The organism is Serratia sp. 121840015-1 (assembly GCF_053627655.1).
Map to the genome: position 1 here is coordinate 158,993 of NZ_JBSEYF010000007.1, position 20,279 is coordinate 179,271.

Sequence of the window (20,279 nt, forward strand, 5' to 3'; positions counted from 1 at the left end):
CCTCCTGAGTGGTTACTGCTGAGCTCCCCCGCTCACGGCTGCACGTCAGCGATGCGCAGGGTATAAATCATGGTGGCGTCCGGGGGGATTGCCGGCGGGCTGCCCTGCTTGCCGTACGCCAGCGCCGGCGGCACCACCAGCGTGATCGAGCCGTGGCGCTGCAGCTTCTCGATAGCGGCGCGAAACAGCGGCGGATAGCGCGTCAACGGCTGCGAGATCACCGTCCCTGCCAACTCCATATCTTTGACCACCCGGCCGTCGACCAGGCTTTCGCGCACCACGATATCCACCCGATCGTCGGCGCCAATCGCCCCATTGCCGGCATAGTCCACCCGGTAGTAGAAACCGAGCGCATCCTGCTTGACGCCCTCCTGACGGGCGAAATCGGCCAGATAGGCTTTGTCGTCCAGCGGAGGAGCCTGTGTCTGCTGCAACCGCTGCTGCGCCGTGCGCAACGCGCTGTCGATGGCGGCCTCATCCAGCCGCAACCGCCCGGCCAGGGTATCGGCGATGCCGGCCAGCAACAGCCGGCTGTCAGCCTCCAGCCCCGCGCGCCGGTTCTCCTGCTGCAAATGCACAATGTCGCGCCCCAGAGACACGCCAGCGGCATACGCCTGTTGGTCCGCCTCGCTGGCCAGCAAGGGCGGTTCGGTGGCCTGCTGCCGCTCGGCCAGCAAGGTGTCGATCCGCTGCTGCTGCTGCGCCAACTGCGCCGCCAACCTTGCGCTGCGCTGTTCGGCCCGCGTGAGCGAAGCGGCCAATGCGCCCACCTCAGGCACCGGCGCAACGGCTTGCCGCAATCCCTTCAGGGCATCGGCCAGCGGCCGAATGTCGACGGCGGCCCGCTCCCGTTTCGGCGCCGCCGCGGCCTGAGCCGCCGCTAACTGCCGCTCCAACTGACGAATTTTCTCCGCCTGCTGTTGCAAAGACTGCTTCAGAGAAGTTAAACGAACGCCGTCTGCCCCGGCGATGGCAGCCGATTTGGCGGCCGGTGCGGGCGCCGGTTTACGCGCGGCGTCTTCCCCGAGCGCGGCCGGCGGCGCCTGCCGTTGTTCAGCGAACTTCAACAGGGCGGGAATACCGTCGTCGGCGGCGCAAGCGGCCCCGTTCGCCGCCAACAGCAAAAAGCCCATCGCCCATCCTTGCGCGCATCGCTTCATGGCTACAGATTCTCAACCCGGCTGGACAGATCGGACATCAGCTCATGCTCGACGTCGGCGCAGAATTTCTCGGTTTTATATTGATAAAGAGCATCAATCGCTTTACGGGTACTCTCATCCACGTTGCCGCGCACCCCGGCATATCCCGAGGCGTTGGAAAGCAGGCCGTTAAAATAGGCAATGCGCTTTTGGTAACTTTGCGGATTAATATTCTTTAACGAATTAACCCGTTGTTGGCAAAGCGCGATGCGTTGTTCATCGGATTTATCATTAGGATTGTTCTGTGAAAGTTTTTTCACAGAATTCAGTTTTGTCTTGCTACCGTCCGCACAGCCAGATAGCACCATAAAAGACAGCAAAAATATAGCCAATCCCACCTTGCGGCGTCCGCCGCAAGCATTAATCATCGTTATCATTCCGTTTATAATCCTTTAATTGTCACTTAGGTCATCATTATGTGGCGAACGGCAGCGGCACATGCCTTAATTTGATTAATCAAAAGGGGTTAGACAGCGAAAAATCCCTATGCTGCAATGCGATAGAATAATTCACTACCGGTGTAATTGTTATTCAATTGTTAATTAATCAGATCTAAACGCAGGTTAAACGCGAATAAGAAACCCAATCACTCGCGAACAGAAAACCACGAAACAACAATAAAAACAATGAATTATGTTTTATATTTTGTTTCTAAAGAGAAATGCATCATCTGCTGCCTAAGGGCGATATTAGCAAAACAATATTGTGAATTGTAGGTGCACCCCTATTTCCCCCGATCTAATATCTCGCATATCGTTATTTATATAGTGATTTATACTGGATAATATTTGTATACGATCTATTGATTTTAAAGCAAATATATTTCTTTTTCCTTTTGGTTTTATATTCTGAATTTGACTTAATTTAATAAAATCTATTTCCAAGCAATACTATTATTTGCAAGAATATTCCCAGCAACACGCCACACATAAAACTCGTATTTTATTTACCAGAAAATCCATTGTCGATTTTCCAAATCTCGTTATTTCTCATAAATAACGGATGTTGGCGTATTGCCCAGAGCAAAAGGATCTGGCTCCAACCGCACGGCCGGCGACATGGCGTTGCTGCCGCCGCGGGGGATTTAGATGTGCTGTTCTTTTTATTTAAAAACTCTCTACAGGAACCTGAGAAATGAAACTGAATAAATTAATGCTGGCAACCGTGATTGCTTTCGCTTCCGCATCTGTTGCTCATGCCGCATCTAATCAGGGCAGCGGTAAAGTCACCTTTACCGGCGAAATTATCGATGCGCCATGCAGCGTCGCGCCGGAATCCGTTGATCAGACCGTGCCAATGGGCCAGATCAGCAGCCGCATCCTGGCCAACCAGGGTAAATCCAGCATGCAGCCTTTCAACATCGAACTGAAAGATTGCTCCATCTCCACCATGAAAAACGTCAAAGTGACCTTTACCGGCACGCCTGATCCGATCAACAGCAAATTGCTGGCTCTGAGCGGCACCGCAACCGGCGCCGGCATCGTGATCTACGACAACCTGCACTCCAAAGAAGTGGAACTGGGCACCGCGACCGACGGCCAGGGCCTGAACGACGGCGACAACTCGCTGAAATTCGCCGCTTACCTGCAGGGCAGCAGCGCCTCAAGCACCGTGGTACCGGGCGACTTCACCAGCGTGGCGAACTTCACCCTGGCTTACCTGTAATACCCCACAGGGGATGTCTCAGGGCATCCCCCGCTTTATTGCATGCCGAGGATACCGGCAAGGGAACAGGGAAAGACAGGGAGACGCCAGTATGACTATCCGCCTTTGCGGCCTGTTGCTCATCGCGCTCAGCGCTGGCAACGCGGCGGCGGCAGCGAAAAATCAGGGCCACGGCAAAGTCAGCCTGGGCGGCACCATCGTCGAAACGCCGTGCGGCATCGCCAGCGACAGCCTGGATCAAACCGTCGATTTCGGGCTGATCTCCATGAGCGACGCCTCGCAGGACGGGCAGTCGGTGCTGATCGGCAGCCGCCGCCATTTCACGATCAAACTGGTGAACTGCGAGCTGGCCAGCCAGGTGAAGCCTGACTTCATCTATCGCGCGGCCAACGTCACGTTCGACGGCACCGCCGACAGCCGGGATCCTTCTCTGCTGGGCGTTTACGGCGAGGCGAAGGGGGTGGCTATCGAGCTGTTGACCGATGCCGGCACCCCGATCCCGCTCGGCAGCACGACGGCGGATTACCAGATTGTCGCCGGCGACAACACGCTGCGCTTCGGCGCGCAGTTGCGCCTGCATCCCGACAAGGCGCGGGCGGGCGGCTTCAGCTCTCTGGCCAAATTCACCCTGTCTTATCTCTAGCGCCGGCGGGCGCTGCACAGCATTACGTATTCAGGTCGTACGGATGACCTGCTATTGGGCGCGGACTTGCCATGAGTGATTATGCTATGACGTCATTACTGACACGGAAACACCTACCTCTCCTCGTCATTCTATCTTTCCTCTGGGTGCGTCCGGCATTTTCCGCCACGGAGTTCAATACCGACGTTCTGGACATCGGCGAGCGCAGCAAAGTGGATCTTTCGCGTTTCTCCGATGCCGACTACGTCATGCCCGGCGCTTATTTGCTGGACATCAAGATCAACCAGAAAACGCTGCCCCAGCGCAGCATTCAGTATTTCCCGTCGCCGGATAACAAAAGTGGCAGCCAGGTGTGCCTGCCGCCTGACCTGGTGGAAAAAATGGCGCTGAAAGAAGAAGCGGCCAAAAAAGTCACCCTGTGGCACGACAACCAGTGCGCCGACATTCGCGGTATCAAAGGCGCGACCGTCTCCGATCGCATCGGCGGCGGCGTGCTGGCGATCACCATCCCACAGGCGTGGATGAAATACTCCGATCCCGACTGGACGCCGCCCGAGCAGTGGGACGACGGCATTCCCGGCCTGCTGCTGGATTACAACATCAGCGGCCAGCTAGGCAAGCAGAGCCACAACAACAACACTGCCCAGAACCTGAGCAGCTACGGCACCTTGGGCGCCAACCTGGGCGCCTGGCGCCTGCGCGCGGACTTCCAGTCCAATTACAATCAGCAGGCCGGCGATCGCAGCACCGGTTTCGACTGGAACCAGATCTACGCCTATCGCGCGCTGCCGATGCAGGCCGCCAAGCTGACGCTGGGCGAGATCTACCTCGACTCCGGGGTGTTCGACGCCTATCGCTTCACCGGCCTCAACCTGGCCAGCGACGAGCGCATGCTGCCGCCCAACCTGCAGGGCTACGCGCCGGAAGTGCGCGGCATCGCCAAGAGCAACGCCAAGATCACCGTCTCGCAGGAAGGCCGCACGCTGTACGAAACCACCGTGCCCGCCGGGCCGTTCGCCATTCAGGATCTCAACAGCTCGGTGCGCGGCAAGCTGGACGTCAAGGTGGAAGAGCAAGACGGCACCGTCTCAACCTTCCAGGTGGATACCGCCACCATTCCGTACCTGACCCGACCGGGCTACGTACGCTACAACGTGGCGCTGGGCAAAACCTCGGCCTACGACCACCGCACCCAGGGGCCGCTGTTTTCCGCCAGCGACTTCTCCTGGGGCCTGAGTAACGCCTGGTCGCTGTACGGCGGCGCGCTGCTCGGCGGCGACTATAACGCCTGGGCGCTCGGCCTCGGCCGCGATCTGAACGTGTTCGGCGCCATGTCGCTGGACGTCACCCAGTCGATCGCCCGCCTGCCCGGCGAACCGACCGCCAGCGGCATGTCGTTCAAGCTCAACTACGCCAAACGCTTCGACGAGCTGAACAGCCAGATCACCTTCGCCGGCTACCGCTTCTCACAGCGCAAGTTCATGAACATGTCGCAGTACCTGCAGGAGCGTTACGGCGATTACGACAAGAATTACAACGGCCGTCAGAAAGAGCTGTACACCATCACCGCCAGCAAAACCTTTATGGCGGAAGACAGCGCCAAGGCGATCACCGCCTACCTGACCTACTCGCACCAGACCTATTGGGATGCGCGAACTCAGGATCGTTACGGGCTGTCGGCCAGCAAGCTGTTCAGCGTCGGCGATATCAGCAACATCACCGCCTCGCTGTCGGCTTACCGCACCTATTACCAGGGCCGCACCGACGACAGCGTGATGCTCAACTTCACCGTGCCGATCGGCGATCGCCGGCGCGTCGGTTATGCGCTGCAAACCAACAATGGCGATGTCACGCAGACCGCGTCGTACAACGACTACAGCGATCCGGACAATACCTGGCAGGTCAGCGGCGGCTTTAATCAGTCCGGCAAATCGCTGGCGCGCGGGTACTACACCCATAACGCTTCGTTCGGCTCGCTGAACGCCAGCGCCTCTTACCAGCAGGACAGCTACTCGTCGATCGGCGGCTCGTTCCGCGGCGGCCTCACCGCCACCCGGCACGGTATCGCGGCGCACCAGAACTCGAGCAACGGCGGCAGCCGCATGATGCTCGACACCGACGGCATCGCCGGCGTGCCGATCAACAACGGCCGCGCCTACAGCAACCGTTTCGGGCTGGCGGTGATTTCCGACATCACCAGCTACTACAACACCGACACCCGCATCGACGTCAACAAGCTGGCGGACGACGTTGAGGCCACTCGCGCCGTGGTGCAAGGCACGCTGACCGAAGGCGCGATCGGCTACCGCCACTTCGAGGTGGTGAAAGGCAGCAAGCTGCTGGCCACCATTCGCCTCGCGGACGGCAGCGAACCGCCGTTCGGCGCCGCAGTGCTGAGCGAGAAAGGCCGCGAGGTCGCGGTGGTCAACGACGGCGGTTCGGTCTACCTGACCGGCGTGCAGCCGGAGGAAAAGCTGGACGTCGCCTGGGAAGGCCAACGCCGCTGCCGCATCGTGATCCCGGGCGCCGCCAAGCCGCTGGACCAGCTGCTGCTGCCGTGCGCCACCCTGTAATCCGTAACGCTGAGAAATAATGACATGAACAAACACCCGATAACGCTACTGACCACCGCCGGCCTGGCCCTGAGCGCCGTACTGCCCACCGCCGACGCGGCGATATCGCTGGATCGCACGCGCGCCGTCTATGTGAGCGACGCCAAATCGATCAGCCTGAATATCGTCAACGAAAACAAAGAGCTGCCTTTCCTGGCGCAGTCCTGGTTGGAGAACGAGCAGCACCAGAAAATCACCTCGCCGCTGGTGGTGCTGCCGCCGTTGCAGCGCGTGGAGCCGAGCGAACGCAGCGTAGTGCGCATCACCAAGACGCCGGAGGCAGATCGCCTGCCGCAGGATCGCGAGTCGGTGTTCTACTTCAACCTGCGCGAAATTCCGCCGAAAAGCACCAAAACCAACGTGATGCAGCTGGCGCTGCAAACGCAGATCAAGCTGTTCTACCGGCCGAAGGCCATCGTCGCGCCCAAAGGCCAGGTGTGGCAGGAAAAGCTGGTGTTCCGTAAAAGCGGCGGCGCCGTCACCGTCGACAACCCGACGCCGTTTTATATCACCCTGACCGGCATGACGCGGCAGACGCAAAAACAGGGCGGTGGCGCGATCGGCGGTTTTCAGCCGCTGATGCTGAAGCCGAAATCCAGCGAAAGCCTCAAGCTGCACGACACCGGCATGAACAGCTTCGTCATCACCTACATCAACGACTACGGCGGCCACCCCGAACTGCGCTTCGCCTGCAACGGCAACGTTTGCACCGCCGTGCCCGAGAAAAAATAAGGAGGTCCAGCATGGCTGAATTCACCGATCGACTGCGCCCGCTGCTGCTCGGCGCGCTGCTGTGCGGCGGCAGTGCGCTGGCGGCAACGCCGCTGGGCGTGATCGAAGGCACCACCGGCACCGTCAGCTTTCACGGCGGCCTGCTCAGCTCCCCCTGCAGCCTGACGCCGGACAGCCGGGATCAGTCCGTCGATCTGGGCGACGTCAGCGCACGCGACTTCCGCAACGCCGGCGATCGCAGCGCGCCGGTGCGTTTTCGCCTCTCGTTCCGCAACTGCCTGCTGGGCGCGCGCGCGTTGGCGGATAACCCGGCCGGCCCGCGCAACGGCGACGCCGGCCGCCTCTATCTGCAGGGAGAGCAGGCCGCGACGCTGGTGTTTCTCGGCGAAAGCGACGTCGACAACCCGTCGCTGCTGAAGTTGAACGGCGGCGTGCAGGGCATCGGCCTGCGGCTGCAAGACCAGCAGGGCCAGGCGCTGGAGCTGAATCAGCGCAGCCGCCCCTACATTCTGCAACCCGGCAGCAACACCCTGTGGTTCAGCGCCAGCGTGGAGTCCACCCAGCGGGCGGTGATGGCGGCCGGGTTCGCCGCCGTGGCGCACATTCAGGTGATTTACCTGTGAGGCTCGAGAACGCGATGAAAACTCAACTGACCAAACTCTGCCTGCCGCTGGCGATCGCCCTGGCGGCCCCCGCCGCCTGGGCCAACGGCTACGTCACGCCGGACGGCGGGCCGAAACAGTTCTATATCGATCTGAATGAAACCAACATCACTAACCAGGTGGGGTTCACCAAACTGTTTCCCTATGACCTGGGCGGAACCTATACCGGCAAGGTGTATTGCGATACCCCCATCCCCACCAGCCCGCACTTTTACAAGTCGGATTCGGCGTTGCCCCCCTCCGACTATGGCAATGGCTATTTAAAACTGAATGACTTTTTGGATTTAAAGGCCGAGGTGTGGATCGCCGGCAACAAGAACGCCTACGTCACCGTGCCTTTTTACAACGAATCGAATTTGCTTAACCAACACAGCTGCCGGCCACCGTACTTGCAGGTCAACAACTACGGCAGCGGCTCCAAAGGCAAGATCACCTTCCGGGTGCGCAAAAAGATCATCAACGGCGTTGAGATTAACGATCGGCAGATCATCGAGATGTACGGCCGCCTCGGCTCGACCGACGGCGGCTTCGGCCCCAACCCGATGGCGCAGGTGTTCATCCAGTCCGCGATCCTCTACGTGCCGGATAAATGCGTGGTGAACGAAGGCCAGTTGATCAACGTGGAGTTCGGCGAGATCGGCGGCAGCGATCTCAACGGCTCGAACTACCCGCAAAGCATTCCGGTGCGCTTCCAGTGCGAGGGCGGCAGCTTCGAGGACGGTACGCTGAACATCAAGCTGGCGGTGTCGGGCACGGCGGCCGCCTTCAGCAACGAGGTGTTCAAAACCGACAAGAACGATCTCGGCATCCGGCTGACGCACAATGGCCAGCTGGTTATCCCGAATGAGTTTTACCCGGTGCCGAATATCGGCAACGGCGGCTCCTGGAACCTGGTGGCGGCACCGTTCTCCAACGGCGGCGCAGAGATCGGCGAAGGGGAATTCAACGCATCGGCCACCATCGTGGCGGCATTCCAGTAACCGAGGGAGGAACGAAAATGCGTCTACGCGCTTTAGCGCTGCTGAGCTGCGTGCCCTGGTGGTTTACCGCCATGCCGGCGACGGCGAACACCGAGCTTATCGGCGCGCCGGTGCAGTTCCACGGCACCGTGGTGAGCCGCCCGTGCAATATCGAACCGCAGTCCGCCGATCAACTGGTGGAGATGGGCACGGTGATCGTCAAAACCCTGTACCGCTACGGCCACACCACGCCGGTACCGTTCAGCATCAAGCTGACCGACTGCAAGACTACGGTGTTCAAATCCGTCAGCGTGACCTTCAGCGGCACCGAAGACGGAGAGCTGCCGGGCAAGCTGGCGATCAACAACGGCGCGAACGGCGCCGCCATCGCCCTGTTCGATCATCAGGGTGCAGATATCGATCTGAATAAGGCCACCAGCGCCGTCGCGCTGCAAAACGGCCCCAACAGCCTGAACTTCACCGCCTATGTACAGGGGCGGCCGAGTGCGATTCAGAACCAAAGCATTACCGAAGGCGAATTCACATCCGTCGCCAATTTTGTGCTGGCGTACCAATAAGCCCGCACCGCCCCAGGGAAATCAGGAAAACGACCGGCGCGCGAACGCCGGCGATTGGCCGTCACCGTTCGCTCCGGCGCGGTGACGCGGCCTTTTAAGGAGCCACCCATGCCAGATATTCGCTTCACGCTGTTCGACAGCGATAACTTCTACCAGCAGGGGCTGCGTCTGCTGCTGCAGGACTATCTGCACTCCCTGAACGAATGCCAGCGCCGGTATCCGCAGTTCTCACCGCTGGCGCTGCAGGCGTTGGATAACATCGAAATCGTGTTCCGTACGCCGGAAGAGCGCTGGGGCTGCGCCTGCTGTTATCAGAGCCCCTACGGCATCCCGCGCCAGCGGCAGCTGACCCTGCTGATCCTCGACGACACGACCCAGCAACAGGTGAAAAACCTGCCGCCGCTGTTCAGCATCCATCGGCGCGATTCGGCCTACGCCATCCGTCTCAAGCTGCAAATGGCGTTGGAAAAATTCATCCAGCATCCGTGGATGGCGCTGCATGCCGCCGGCATGTGGAAATGCCAGGCCTGCCGCATCGCCGCGCTCAGCCACTGCGAGAAAAAGGTGCTGGGATTGATGAGCAGCGGCATGTCCGCCTGCAGCATCGCCGGCCTGCTGCAGCGCAGCCAGAAAACCATCAGCGCCCACAAGCGTTCGGCGATGCGCAAGCTGAACGTGCGCAAAAACAGCGAGTTGAATAAGGTGCTGCTGAATCAGCGGGGGCTTGGCTGAGCAACAACAGGCTCGCGAGTGACGCCAGAGTGGTTTACTCTGAATGCTCATTTTTGCCCTATCAAGCGAGCCGGAATGCATGCCCAGAACAGCCAAAGTCGTTGACATCCCCGCCATCGGCGAGCTCGATCGCCTGGCGGGCCAGCTTAGCCACCAGCTGGCGCAGGCCCTGCGCCAGGCCATCCATCGGGGCGATCTGAAAGCGGGCGATCTGCTGCCCTCGACGCGCCGGCTGTCGGCGGCGCTGAATCTGGCACGCGGCACGGTCTTGGAAGCATTCGCTCAGCTAACGGCGGAAGGCTTTCTCGAACCGCAGCCCGGCTCCGGCACCCGGGTCGCTCACTATCAGGCGCCGCGCCGCACGCCGCACGCCATCGTACAGGCGAGCTCGGCGGTAGCGGTGCCGCTTTCTTCACAGGCGCAGCATCTGGCGCGCTTCGCCGCCCAGGCACGGGCGCTGCCGCCGGTGCCGTTCACCGTCTCGGTGCCGATCGGCGATACCGCGCCCGACGATGTCTGGCGGCGGCTCGGCAACCGCATCCGGGCGCGCGGCCCCGGCGCCCCGTCGGGCTACGGCGATCCGCTGGGCGCGTTGCCGCTGCGCGAAGCCATCTGCGACTATGTGCGCCGTTCCCGCTCGGTAAACTGCACGCCGCAGCAAATCCTCATCACCTCCGGCACGCAACAAGGGCTCTATTTGGCCGCCCAGATCCTGCTGGACGCCGGCGACAGCGCCTGGGTCGAAGATCCCGCCTACGCCGGTATTACCGCCATTTTCGACAGCCTGTTTCGCGATCGGCACATGATTAGGGTGCCCGTCGCCGACGACGGCATCGACGTTGCCGCCGGCGTGCGTCTGGCCGCCGACGCCCGCGCCGCCTTTGTCACGCCGTCGCATCAATATCCGCTGGGCATGCCGATGAGCATGGCGAAAAGAAGCGCCCTGCTGGCCTGGGCCAAAGAGCGGCAGGCCTGGATCGTGGAAGACGACTACGACAGCGAGATGCGCTACGCCGGTCACCCGTTCCCTTCGCTGCAGGGACTGGCGCCCGAACGGACGCTCTATCTCGGCACCTTCAGCAAGGTGCTGTTCCCTTCGCTGCGGCTGGGTTACGCCGTCGTGCCGCCGCCGCTGGTCGACGCCTTTTGCGGCGCCAGGATCCTGATGGATCGCCATCCACCCAGCGCGGATCAACACGTGCTGGCCGCCTTTATCGCCGAAGGGTATCTCGACCGCCATATCCGCAAAATGCGCGGCGTCTACGCCGAGAAACGCCGGGTGCTGATCGAGGCGATCAACACGCATATCCCCGCGGAGCTGGCGGTCGTGCAGCCCTGCGATCAGGGCATGCACATGGTGCTGTGGCTGAGGAAAGATCTCGATGACGTGCGGGTCGCCCAATGCGCCAACGAAGCCGGATTGGCGCTGCGGGCGGTGTCGCCAATGTATGCGCCCGGCCACGGTGAGCCGGGTCTGGTGCTGGGATTGGGCGGTTACGCCGACCGCCAGGTGCAACAGGCGGTGGAACGGCTCGGACAGGTGATCCTGGCCTGCGCCGGCAGCGACGCCTAGCGGGAAAAACGTTTGGCACCGAACACGCAAACCACCACGCCGGCCATCACGGCGATCATCATCGGCTGGACGGTCTCATGCAGCAGCCAGCCCGCCAGCGCCAGGCCAAAGAACGGCTGCAGCAGCTGCAACTGTCCGACGGCGGCGATGCCGCCCTGCGCCAGGCCGCGATACCAGAAAATAAACCCAATCCACATGCTGAACACCGAGACGTAAACCAGCGACAGCCAGGCGGCGCCGCTGATCGCAGGCCAACCGGCCGGCGCCGCCAGCCAGGTGGCCGCCAGCGTCAACGGCAACGCCACCACCAACGCCCAGGAGATCACCTGCCAGCCGCCGACCCGGCGCGACAGCACCGCCCCTTCGGCATAACCCAGGCCGCACAGCAACACCGCCCCGACCATCAGCGCATCCCCTTGCCAGGCACCGCCGCTCCCCTGGCTCAACGCGAAAGCGCCCACCAGCACGGCGCCGACGCCTGAAAAAGCCCAAAAAGCGGGCTTGGGCCGTTCTCCGCCGCGCAAAACGCCAAAACCGGCGGTCGCCAGCGGCAGCAGGCCGATGTACACCAGCGAATGCGCCGAGGTGGTGTGCTGCAGCGCCAGCGCCGTCAGCAGCGGAAAACCGATGACCACGCCGAGCGCCACAAACAGCAGCGGCGGCAAATCGGCCCGCGTCGGCCGCGCCTGCCGGGTGAGCAGCAACGCACACAGGGCCAGCAAGGCGGCTATCGCCGCCCTGACCGCCGTCAGAAACAGCGGATCGAGCTCCAGCACCGCCACTCGCGTGGCGGGCAGCGAGCCGCTGAAGATCATCATGCCGAGGAAGCCGTTCATCCAGCCCTGGGCCGAATGCCCGGCGGCGGGATGAGCAGGGGGAACAACGAGAGTTTTTTCAGACTGACTGTCCGTCATGTGAACGCTCCGCACGCCTGAGGCATACCGAAATCGGCAACCCGCGAGGCGATGTCATAGTGAAAGAGAACATCGTTCCCCGGCGTCGCTTGCCGGGGCCAGGTTCTATTTTTCAGATAAAGCGGTTCACAGACAGGTCCAGATAGCGAAATTTTCACTGTGCCGGTTAGCAAAGCGCGCCGCTAACGCCAAAGAAGGGCGTTTTTCGGGCTGTCCTTGGCCGTTTGGCGGCTCTGCCTGCGGGGTATCATGGACTTTTATGCGTTTTTGCAGAACAGGACAAGGTGCGGTGCCGTGGTGAAACCCTTCTTACGCAGTGGCAGTTTGGATGATGTGCTGGCTTTAGGCGAAAACGGGCAACCGGTCTACGCCTGCGCGCAGCAGCTGCGGGAAACCCTGCGTCTTCGCCGGCAGCAGCAGGCCGCCGACTGTCTGGCGATCCCCCAGCCGAACGAAAGCGGCACCCGCATCGACTGGTATGCGCCCTTCCCCGGCAAGGTCACCTCCTGGCTGGCGGCGAGCGACGCCCAGCGCGCGCAGGCGGTGCGCCACCTGGAACACTGCCTGACGACCTTCCGCAGCCTGACGGAACAGGCCCAGGCGACCGATCACCCCAGCCATCGCCTGTTCGGCGCGCTGCTGGCCAAAGCGATGCACATGCCCGATCCCAACCACGTTTATCTGGTGGACGACCGGCCGGTGCTGACCTTCTGGGGCTTTATCAAGCCGCAGGCGCAGAGCCCGGACGATCCGTTGGCCTGCCTGCGCCCGATCGAAGCAGAGGTGAAAGTCGAAGTGGAAAAACCGGCGCCGATCGCCGCCGCACCGCGTAAACCGGCCGTTGTCGAACCGGTAAAACCGGCCCCGGCCGCCGAGCCCGAACCGGTGCCTGCCCCGGCAGCGCCTATCGCCCCCCCTGCCGCCGTTCGCCCGCGCCGGCGCCACGCGCTGTGGCTGTTGCCCGTACTGCTGCTAGGCAGTGCGGCGCTGGCCGCCTGGCTGCATCGCTCACCACCGCCGCAACCGGCGATGCCGACTGAGGTGCAGCATCCGGCGCCGCCGGAAAAAGCCGCCGCGCCGTTGCCCAAGCTGCGCTTGCCGCTGGCGCACGCGACGCTGATGCCGCCGCCACCGGCGCCGGTCATCCCGCAGCCGGCGGACAAAAATGCGCTGGTGCTGCCGCCCGAGGCGGTGAAGGCCGGCTCCACCCGTTTCCTTAACGGCAAATGGCGCGCCACGGTGGCGCTGAAAGACCCGATCACCGGCAAACGCCCCGGCCTGCAATACCGTCTGAACGGCGGCAAAGGCAACGCCATCATCGCCTACGGCGACGGCGTCAGCTGCCGGGTGGCGGTCGAAGCCGGGCTGATGCAGTCCGGCAATCTGGTGATCAACAGCCGCACCAAGGCGCGCTGCAGCGACGGCAGCCGCTACCAGATCCCGGAGATCGTTTGCCGCCAGGGCGAAACCGGCGCGGCGGAGTGCACCGGCCGCTACGATGCGGACACCACCTATCCCATGACGTTCAAGCGCGAGAGTAAATGATGCTGGCACCCCTTACGGACTACAAACACGGCATTACGCTGATTCAGGACAGCGGCATTCAGTTTCTGGACTTTGCCCTGACGCCTCTGCTGGACGCCGAGTTTCCCGGCAAATTCGTGCGCAAGACCGCCAGCGGCCCGCTGCTGCGCCTGCAATGGGAGGCCGAGAGCGGCAAATACCAGCTGCCGGCCGTGGGCGACCAGGCCGCCGAAGTGGTGCGGCCGGAGTTCAGCTATCCGCTGCAGCAGTCGCTGCGCCTGCTGGATAAGCTCTGGCTGCCGCTGCCCTTCTTGCGCCACACCCCGGCGGGCCTGTTTTTGTCGGGCCCGGACAACTGGGCGCGCCTGCAGGTGGTGCAGCTGGATGAACCGGATCAGGACGGCAACCTGCTGCGCGTGGTGCTGGCCTTCGACACCCGCGCCGCCGCGCCCGGCCAGGAGACGCTGGCGCCGGGCGAAAGCGATCTCGGCACCGGGCTGAACTTCGCGCTGGCGCACCGCAACCACGAGCTGGGCGAGTTTCTCGATCTGACCTGGGTAGACGGCTGGCTGCGCGAAGCGTTCAGCCAGCGCGCCGCCGAGCGGGAGCAGCGTGCCGAAGTGGAGATCAACGCCGGGCTGAAAACCTTCGAGTATCAGGCGCACTACCTCAATCTGCTGCACATGCTCGGCCATCAGTTGGCGGTACCGCAGATAAAGATGGTGGCGGCGACGCTGCAGCAACCGGCGATCGACGTCGATCTGGTGCTGGACGTCGGCAACTCGCACACCTGCGGCGTGCTGGTCGAAGACCACCCGGAAGAGAGCAACGGCCTGAAACAAACCTACGAGCTGCAGCTGCGTTCGCTGTTCGAACCGCACTGTGTCTACAACGAACTGTTCGAGAGCCGGGTGGAGTTTTCTCAGGCCAGCTTCGGCAAGCCGCATCTGTCATTCCAGAGCGGGCGCGACGACGCCTTCCAGTGGCCCTCCATCACCCGCGTCGGCCGCGAAGCCGCGCAGCTGGCGCAGCGGCGAACGGGCCATGAAGGCACTACCGGCATTTCCAGCCCGCGCCGCTACCTGTGGGACGAGGAGCGCTATGCGCCCGGCTGGCGCTTCAACGAGCGGCACGAGCCGATGGCCGCCGCCGCGCCGTTGACCACCCTCATCAACGACGAAGGCGTGCCGCTGTCCGCCCTGCCGACGGCGCAACGGCTGCCAGTGTTCGCCGCCCATTACAGCCGCAGCGCGGTGATGACGCTGATGCTGAGCGAGCTGCTGGCGCAGGCGCTGATGCAGATCAACAGCATCGCCCAGCGCAGCCGCATGCCGAACGCCGCCGCGCCGCGCCGTTTGCGCGCCATCATTCTGACGCTGCCTTCGGCCATGCCGAAGCCGGAGCGCGAGATCTTCCGCCGCCGCATGCAGGAGGCGATCGGGCTGGTGTGGAAGTCCCTCGGCTGGCACCCGCAGGATGCGCCGTTCGACGGCGCGCACGTCCGCTTCCCGGTGCCTCAGGTGCAGATGGAGTGGGACGAGGCCACCTGCGGCCAGATGGTCTATCTGTACAATGAAACCCAGGTGAACTTCGCCGGCCGCACCGACGCCTTTTTCGCCGCCATGGCCCGGCCCGACCGGCCGCTGGCGCCGGGTGAGCAGGCGGGAAAAACGCTGCGCATCGCCTCCATCGACATCGGCGGCGGCACCACGGATCTGGCGATCACGCACTATTCGCTCGATGACGGCGTGGGCAACAACATCAAAATCAACCCGCGCCTGCTGTTCCGCGAGGGCTTTAAAGTCGCCGGCGACGATATCCTGCTGGACGCCATCCAGCAGTTTATCCTGCCCGCCGTGCAGCAGGCGTTCGAAGCCGCCGGCGTGAGCGCCGCCCCGGCGTTGATGGACAGGCTGTTCGGCAACGAAGGGCGCATGGACGGGCTTTCTACCCTGCGTCAGCAGGCGGCGCTGCAGATTTTCATGCCCGCCGGACGCGCGCTGCTCGGCGCCTATGAAGAATACGATCCGCTGGACAGCCGGGCGGAAATCGCCGCCAGCCTGGGCGATCTGCTGCCGCAGCCGCCGACGCCGCAGGTGCTGGCGTTTATCAACGGCGAGGTGCAGCGCGAAGCCGACAGCGACGCCTTCGATATTCTGCACACCCCGCTGGTGATCCGCCTGGCCGATCTGCACGCCGCCTTCTTGTCCGATCGCATCGGCATCGGCCGCTGCCTGCGCCTGCTGGCCGAGGTGGTGGCGCTGTATACCTGCGACGTTCTGTTGTTGACCGGCCGCCCGGCGCGTTTCCCCGGCGTGCAGGCGCTGCTGCGCCATCTGCAGCCGCTGCCCGCCAGCCGCATTCTGCCGCTCGAGGGCTACCACACCCGCAGCTGGTACCCGTTCAACAAACGCGGCCGCATCGACAACCCGAAATCCACCGCCGCGGTAGGTGCCATGCTGTGCCTGTTGGCGATCGACCTGCGCCTGGAGAGCTTTTACTTCAACGTCGGCGATTTCCAGCCCTACTCCACCATTCGCCATCTGGGCATGCTGGACGGCAACAACATGCTGGCGGACGATAACGTCTATTACCGCGACATCGATCTGGATCGCGCCGACTTCGCGCTCGACCCCGCCGGCAGCTTCCAGCTGCGCGGCCCGCTGCGCCTGGGCTTCCGCCAACTGGACAACGAACGCTGGCCGGCCTCGCCGCTCTATACGCTGACCATCAATGATGCCCAGCTGGCGCGCAAACTGGCCGGCGATGCGGTGATCACCCTGCGGCTGGCCATTACCGCCAGCGCCGAACAGGGCGCAGAAAGCGTCAAGATCGCGCAGGCGTTGCTGGCCGACGGCAGTCCCGTCCCGGCGCACCACCTGCAACTGAAACTCAATACCCTGGCTGCCAGCGCCTCCGGCGCGACCCATTACTGGATAGACAGCGGGAGCATTTACCCACGATGAAAGCTACCACTACCGCCCAATCGGCCCCGAACCACGCACTCAGCACCGGCATTCTGCAGGCGATCGCCTGGGTGGGCGCCGCGCGCCGGCAGTCCACCCGTTTGGAACAGGAGGCGGATCGCCTGACGCTGCGCCTGCGCCGTTGCCATAACCGCGCGCTGCAATTGGCGAATGCGCAACCTGAGCAGGTCGCTATCGGCCTGTACGGCCACAACGCCGCCGCCAAGGCCCACCTGCTGGCGGCGCTGGCCCCCGGCGCAGAAAGGCTGCACGCAGACGCCGCGCTGGCGGTGCGTTACGGCGCCGCCGCGCCGTCGCCGTGCGCCGAGTATCCTCTCGCCCTCGCGCTGCTCGATGAAGCGCAGTGGCTGGCCATCACGCTCGATGCCGCCACGATGGGCGGCTTCCGGCTGGACTGGGACGCCCGCGCGATCGCCGGCCATCTGCAAGCGTTGGCGCGCCACCGCCAAACCGTCGCCCTCGACGGCCTCAGCGACAGCGATGTACTGACGCTGTGGGATAGCCAACGCCGCCACGGCGACAAGGGGCAACAGACGCTGGACAGGCATTTCTGGCCGCAGGCCGTGGCGCTGGCGCCGCAGCTGAGCATCGACGATCGCGCGCGCCTGTTTGCGCCGCTGTGGGGAGAGGAAACAACGCTGACGGCGCGTTATCGCCAGCTGGCACACACGCTGCATGCCCTCGGCGGCAGCCGACAGGTTCATGCTCCGCACCGCGCCTTGCCGCTGCTGGCCGCAAGCGCCACAGCGGAAAACGCGACGATCGTCGTGATGGCCGAACACGGCGGGGAACAGGAGATCGCGCTGAGCGATCTGACCTGGCTGACCGCCGAAGTCACCACCGTTCTGCCGCAAACGGCGCAGACGGGCCTGCCCGCCGACGTGGCGCTGATCGACCTGCCCGGCAGCCGCGCTTGCCCGCAGGCGGAACCGACGCAGCGGCTGCAACAGGCGAAACGCGCCCATTTGCTGACCCGCTGCGCAGACGGCCTGCACGCCAACCTGTTGCTGGTAGCCGATGCGGCCGCCACGCCACAGGACGCCGCCCGCATCGGCCAGGGGCTCGCCAACTGGGTCAACCAGACTCAGGGGGAAACCCCGGCGCTGCGCCAACGCCGCAAACCCGGCCTGATCTGGGCGATCACGCCGTTTGATCAACGCGGGGAAGGCAAAACGCGCCCCGACGACGCCGTACAGCGCCAGGTCGGCGAGCCCGGCGACAGCTGGGCCACGCTGCTGGCGCTGGATGAACAGGATTGCCGCCGTATGGTGAGCTACCTGACCGCTCAGGCGCGCCCGGCCCAGAAGCAAGCGCGCCTGCTCGAACAGCGCGAAGAGTTGCAGCGCGAGCTGACGGAAAGCCTGCTCGGCAACTGGCTCACCGCCGCCGATCCACACGCGGCGCAGCAACGCGGCCAGCAGCTGCTGCGAGCGCTGCAGGCGCAGGCCGGCCGCCACGGCGAACTGCTGGAACGGCTGTTACCGCAGCGCGATACGTTGCGCCAGCTTTATCAGCAACAGCAGCACGCCGCGCCGGCCCCGACGGCGACGCCAGCGCCGTTCGGGCTCGATATCGATCTGTTCGGCGCACCGGAAACCCCGGCGCCCGGCGAGCCCCCCGCGTCATCCTTTGCCGCGCGGGTATTCGCGGATTGGATCAACCATCTGCGCAGCCTGCCGGACAGCCGTCGGTTGCTGGAGCTGCTCGGCGTCGAAAAACCGCACCTGGAACTGCTGGTCGATGCGCTGATCGGCGCCGCCTGCCGCCTGCGGCTCGATGATGAGCTGGAGAACGCGCTGTGCGCCGGGGGCCTGCCGGAACAGAGCGAAGATCGGCAAATCAGCCAGGCGCTGGCGATACTGGGCGACTTCGTCGCCTGGCTCGGCTTCCAGCGGCGCGATGCGGCAACGCGCCCCGAGAGCCGCGTCAATCCCGGCCAGCCGATCTTTACCCCACCGCCGCAGCCGGCGGTGGACTGGAGCCGCCAGCAGCGGTTAACCCGGCTGGCTCCGACGCCGACCAAAAACACCGCGTTTTATATCTATGACTGGCTGATCGGCCTGCAAACCCTGCTGGCGGAGAATGCGGCGACGGAAAGCGCGCTCGGCGAGGCGCAGCGCGCGGCGTTGGAAGAGATCGTGGCGACTCTGCGCTAAGCGGCGGCTCTGGCTGCAATAGGGGGAGAAAACAGGATAAATCGGGCGTTGCCGATTATGCTGATGAGTAACGCCGTGATTCTGGGAGAAAATCATGCCCCCTTTCAGCCTGAAGACTATCGACCATGTGGTTCTGCGCGTGCGCGATATGCAGAAAAGCCTGCATTTTTATACCCAGATCGTCGGCTGTGATATCGCCAAACGGCGGCCGGATTTGGGGCTGATGACCTGCGCGCCGGGGCGGCCATGATTGATCTGGTCGACGTTAACGGCCAGCTTGGAAAAAAAGGCGGCGATGCGCCCGATCCTCACCGGCAAAATGTCGATCACCTCTGCCTGCGCATCGATCCTTTCAACGAAGACGAACTGCTGGCCTATCTGCGATCGCAAGGGATCGCCGTCGATCCCGCTGAAACGCGCTACGGCGCGGAAGGCGACGGGCCGTCGATTTATTTCAGCGATCCGGACGGCAATCGCATCGAGCTTAAGGGGCCGGCGATCGGCTAGATCCTGGCGCTCCCGTTGATGTCGGCCAGCCGTTGGCTATCCACCACCCGTAGCGATTTGTTTTTAAACTGAATAATACCGTCCGCCGCGAGCTGCGCCAGCGCGCGGCTCAGCTGCCTGACGGAGATCCCTAATCTGCCCGCCAGCAACTCCCTGTTTTCGAGCTGAATCTGCACGCCTTCCTGCTTTATTTTAAATAACAAAAATTTGCGCAGCTTATATTCTGCCGTTAAGCCGCCGCTCGCATGCAGCAATGAAGCGTTAAGCAGCTTGTCGCTCAACTGCCGGCACATAAAGGCGAGGAAAACAGGATCGTGCATGGCCCGCTCTTTGATGGCCTCGATAGGCAGCGTGAAGAGCAGCGCGTCCGTCACCGCCTGAACGGTGCTGAACACCGCCCGCTGCGCCTGGGAGAACAGCTCCAGATCGCCTATCACGGAGAAATCCGTTTCGAAGGAAAAGACGATGTGCATGCCGTTCACATCGTAATTATCAACCTGCAATTTTCCCTGCACGAGAAAAAACAGGTGGGTCAACCGATCGCTTTGCGTCACCAGGTATTCACCGGCCTCGACCCTGACCAGGCGCAAAGCGGCCAGCAGCGGGGGCGAAAGCGCCGTTCGCAGATCGTGAGCTTCGATAAACGCTTCTTTCAGCTTGCTGTCACCGACAGTTTTCACGGCGATTCACTCCCAGGGTTTATCCGTTAACGTCTTGCATCCTATCTTTTCGGCTGCGCCCAGAATAGCCGGCGCACTTCAGAACGAAACAGGACATCTGACCTTTTTTGCCTCGGGCCGTCTGGGTATTTTCTCCGCAGCCCCCACCCAAGGAGA

18 protein-coding genes are annotated in these 20,279 nt (G+C 63.0%); 14 read left to right on the forward strand and 4 right to left on the reverse strand.

Annotated features, from left to right (window positions below):
* Positions 1–32: 32 nt before the first annotated feature.
* A complete protein-coding gene (locus tag ACUXAC_RS23820) occupies positions 33–1,133 on the reverse strand; it encodes an FKBP-type peptidyl-prolyl cis-trans isomerase N-terminal domain-containing protein (protein WP_225529512.1) in 1,101 nt (366 codons plus the stop codon).
* 29 nt (positions 1,134–1,162) lie between these two features.
* Positions 1,163–1,576, reverse strand: coding sequence for a hypothetical protein (locus ACUXAC_RS23825; protein WP_038871468.1), 414 nt, complete (start codon positions 1,574–1,576; stop codon positions 1,163–1,165).
* 757 nt (positions 1,577–2,333) lie between these two features.
* Between ACUXAC_RS23825 and ACUXAC_RS23830 the strand changes: the two genes are divergently transcribed.
* From ACUXAC_RS23830 to pdxR, 9 genes are all read left to right on the forward strand, one after another.
* The gene (locus tag ACUXAC_RS23830; RefSeq protein WP_038871472.1) at positions 2,334–2,864 is read left to right on the forward strand and encodes a fimbrial protein; all 531 of its coding nucleotides are present in this window, start codon (positions 2,334–2,336) and stop codon (positions 2,862–2,864) included.
* Between the two features lie 91 nt (positions 2,865–2,955).
* Positions 2,956–3,507 (forward strand): fimbrial protein, encoded by a 552-nt coding sequence (locus ACUXAC_RS23835; protein WP_060441410.1) that lies wholly within the window; start codon positions 2,956–2,958, stop codon positions 3,505–3,507.
* 71 nt (positions 3,508–3,578) lie between these two features.
* Positions 3,579–6,080: a fimbria/pilus outer membrane usher protein gene (locus tag ACUXAC_RS23840; protein ID WP_157800492.1), complete on the forward strand. Its 2,502-nt coding sequence runs from the start codon at positions 3,579–3,581 to the stop codon at positions 6,078–6,080.
* A 24-nt stretch (positions 6,081–6,104) separates the two neighbouring features.
* Positions 6,105–6,851: a fimbrial biogenesis chaperone gene (locus ACUXAC_RS23845; protein WP_454266901.1), complete on the forward strand. Its 747-nt coding sequence runs from the start codon at positions 6,105–6,107 to the stop codon at positions 6,849–6,851.
* A gap of 11 nt (positions 6,852–6,862) precedes the next feature.
* Positions 6,863–7,474 carry a fimbrial protein gene (locus tag ACUXAC_RS23850; RefSeq protein ID WP_047729654.1) on the forward strand — a complete coding sequence of 204 codons (612 nt, stop codon included), beginning with the start codon at positions 6,863–6,865 and terminating at the stop codon, positions 7,472–7,474.
* A 14-nt stretch (positions 7,475–7,488) separates the two neighbouring features.
* Positions 7,489–8,493, forward strand: a complete 1,005-nt coding sequence (locus ACUXAC_RS23855) for a fimbrial protein (protein ID WP_387445153.1) — start codon at positions 7,489–7,491, stop codon at positions 8,491–8,493.
* 17 nt (positions 8,494–8,510) lie between these two features.
* Positions 8,511–9,050, forward strand: a complete 540-nt coding sequence (locus ACUXAC_RS23860; protein ID WP_038871490.1) for a fimbrial protein — start codon at positions 8,511–8,513, stop codon at positions 9,048–9,050.
* 108 nt (positions 9,051–9,158) lie between these two features.
* Positions 9,159–9,782: a LuxR C-terminal-related transcriptional regulator gene (locus ACUXAC_RS23865; RefSeq protein WP_060441415.1), complete on the forward strand. Its 624-nt coding sequence runs from the start codon at positions 9,159–9,161 to the stop codon at positions 9,780–9,782.
* Between the two features lie 79 nt (positions 9,783–9,861).
* Positions 9,862–11,355, forward strand: a complete 1,494-nt coding sequence (gene pdxR, locus ACUXAC_RS23870; RefSeq protein WP_387445156.1) for a MocR-like pyridoxine biosynthesis transcription factor PdxR — start codon at positions 9,862–9,864, stop codon at positions 11,353–11,355.
* Here the strand turns inward: pdxR and ACUXAC_RS23875 are convergent.
* Positions 11,352–12,191, reverse strand: a complete 840-nt coding sequence (locus tag ACUXAC_RS23875; protein ID WP_387445196.1) for a DMT family transporter — start codon at positions 12,189–12,191, stop codon at positions 11,352–11,354. The two genes, pdxR and ACUXAC_RS23875, sit on opposite strands and share 4 nt — an antisense overlap.
* 372 nt (positions 12,192–12,563) lie before the next feature.
* Here ACUXAC_RS23875 and ACUXAC_RS23880 point away from each other — a divergent pair, with 372 nt between their 5' ends.
* The 5 genes from ACUXAC_RS23880 to ACUXAC_RS23900 all read left to right on the forward strand — a co-directional run bounded on the left by ACUXAC_RS23880 (position 12,564) and on the right by ACUXAC_RS23900 (position 19,443).
* Positions 12,564–13,814: an SrfA family protein gene (locus tag ACUXAC_RS23880; RefSeq protein WP_387445158.1), complete on the forward strand. Its 1,251-nt coding sequence runs from the start codon at positions 12,564–12,566 to the stop codon at positions 13,812–13,814.
* Entirely contained in the window at positions 13,814–16,759 is a 2,946-nt protein-coding gene (locus tag ACUXAC_RS23885) for a virulence factor SrfB (RefSeq protein WP_421115343.1), read from the forward strand. The genes ACUXAC_RS23880 and ACUXAC_RS23885 overlap by 1 nt, the downstream gene beginning before the upstream one ends.
* Positions 16,756–18,936 carry a virulence factor SrfC family protein gene (locus tag ACUXAC_RS23890; protein WP_454266902.1) on the forward strand — a complete coding sequence of 727 codons (2,181 nt, stop codon included), beginning with the start codon at positions 16,756–16,758 and terminating at the stop codon, positions 18,934–18,936. The genes ACUXAC_RS23885 and ACUXAC_RS23890 overlap by 4 nt, the downstream gene beginning before the upstream one ends.
* Before the next feature lie 94 nt (positions 18,937–19,030).
* Positions 19,031–19,186 carry a VOC family protein gene (locus ACUXAC_RS23895; RefSeq protein WP_387445164.1) on the forward strand — a complete coding sequence of 52 codons (156 nt, stop codon included), beginning with the start codon at positions 19,031–19,033 and terminating at the stop codon, positions 19,184–19,186.
* Positions 19,183–19,443: a VOC family protein gene (locus ACUXAC_RS23900; RefSeq protein ID WP_387445166.1), complete on the forward strand. Its 261-nt coding sequence runs from the start codon at positions 19,183–19,185 to the stop codon at positions 19,441–19,443. The genes ACUXAC_RS23895 and ACUXAC_RS23900 overlap by 4 nt, the downstream gene beginning before the upstream one ends.
* Here ACUXAC_RS23900 and ACUXAC_RS23905 read toward each other — a convergent pair.
* Positions 19,440–20,123 carry a Crp/Fnr family transcriptional regulator gene (locus ACUXAC_RS23905; RefSeq protein ID WP_387445168.1) on the reverse strand — a complete coding sequence of 228 codons (684 nt, stop codon included), beginning with the start codon at positions 20,121–20,123 and terminating at the stop codon, positions 19,440–19,442. The genes ACUXAC_RS23900 and ACUXAC_RS23905 overlap by 4 nt on opposite strands.
* Positions 20,124–20,279: the final 156 nt, after the last annotated feature.

Bases quoted from the DNA above. Each gene is read 5' to 3' on its own strand.
- ACUXAC_RS23890 (WP_454266902.1), top strand. From the start codon at position 16,756: ATGAAAGCTACCACTACCGCCCAATCGGCCCCGAACCACGCACTCAGC.
- ACUXAC_RS23895 (WP_387445164.1), top strand. From the start codon at position 19,031: ATGCCCCCTTTCAGCCTGAAGACTATCGACCATGTGGTTCTGCGCGTG.
- ACUXAC_RS23855 (WP_387445153.1), top strand. From the start codon at position 7,489: ATGAAAACTCAACTGACCAAACTCTGCCTGCCGCTGGCGATCGCCCTG.
- ACUXAC_RS23860 (WP_038871490.1), top strand. From the start codon at position 8,511: ATGCGTCTACGCGCTTTAGCGCTGCTGAGCTGCGTGCCCTGGTGGTTT.
- pdxR (WP_387445156.1), top strand. From the start codon at position 9,862: ATGCCCAGAACAGCCAAAGTCGTTGACATCCCCGCCATCGGCGAGCTC.
- ACUXAC_RS23840 (WP_157800492.1), top strand. From the start codon at position 3,579: ATGAGTGATTATGCTATGACGTCATTACTGACACGGAAACACCTACCT.
- ACUXAC_RS23830 (WP_038871472.1), top strand. From the start codon at position 2,334: ATGAAACTGAATAAATTAATGCTGGCAACCGTGATTGCTTTCGCTTCC.
- ACUXAC_RS23885 (WP_421115343.1), top strand. From the start codon at position 13,814: ATGCTGGCACCCCTTACGGACTACAAACACGGCATTACGCTGATTCAG.
- ACUXAC_RS23875 (WP_387445196.1), bottom strand. From the start codon at position 12,191: ATGAACGGCTTCCTCGGCATGATGATCTTCAGCGGCTCGCTGCCCGCC.
- ACUXAC_RS23825 (WP_038871468.1), bottom strand. From the start codon at position 1,576: ATGATAACGATGATTAATGCTTGCGGCGGACGCCGCAAGGTGGGATTG.
- ACUXAC_RS23845 (WP_454266901.1), top strand. From the start codon at position 6,105: ATGAACAAACACCCGATAACGCTACTGACCACCGCCGGCCTGGCCCTG.
- ACUXAC_RS23820 (WP_225529512.1), bottom strand. From the start codon at position 1,133: ATGGGCTTTTTGCTGTTGGCGGCGAACGGGGCCGCTTGCGCCGCCGAC.
- ACUXAC_RS23835 (WP_060441410.1), top strand. From the start codon at position 2,956: ATGACTATCCGCCTTTGCGGCCTGTTGCTCATCGCGCTCAGCGCTGGC.
- ACUXAC_RS23865 (WP_060441415.1), top strand. From the start codon at position 9,159: ATGCCAGATATTCGCTTCACGCTGTTCGACAGCGATAACTTCTACCAG.
- ACUXAC_RS23900 (WP_387445166.1), top strand. From the start codon at position 19,183: ATGATTGATCTGGTCGACGTTAACGGCCAGCTTGGAAAAAAAGGCGGC.
- ACUXAC_RS23850 (WP_047729654.1), top strand. From the start codon at position 6,863: ATGGCTGAATTCACCGATCGACTGCGCCCGCTGCTGCTCGGCGCGCTG.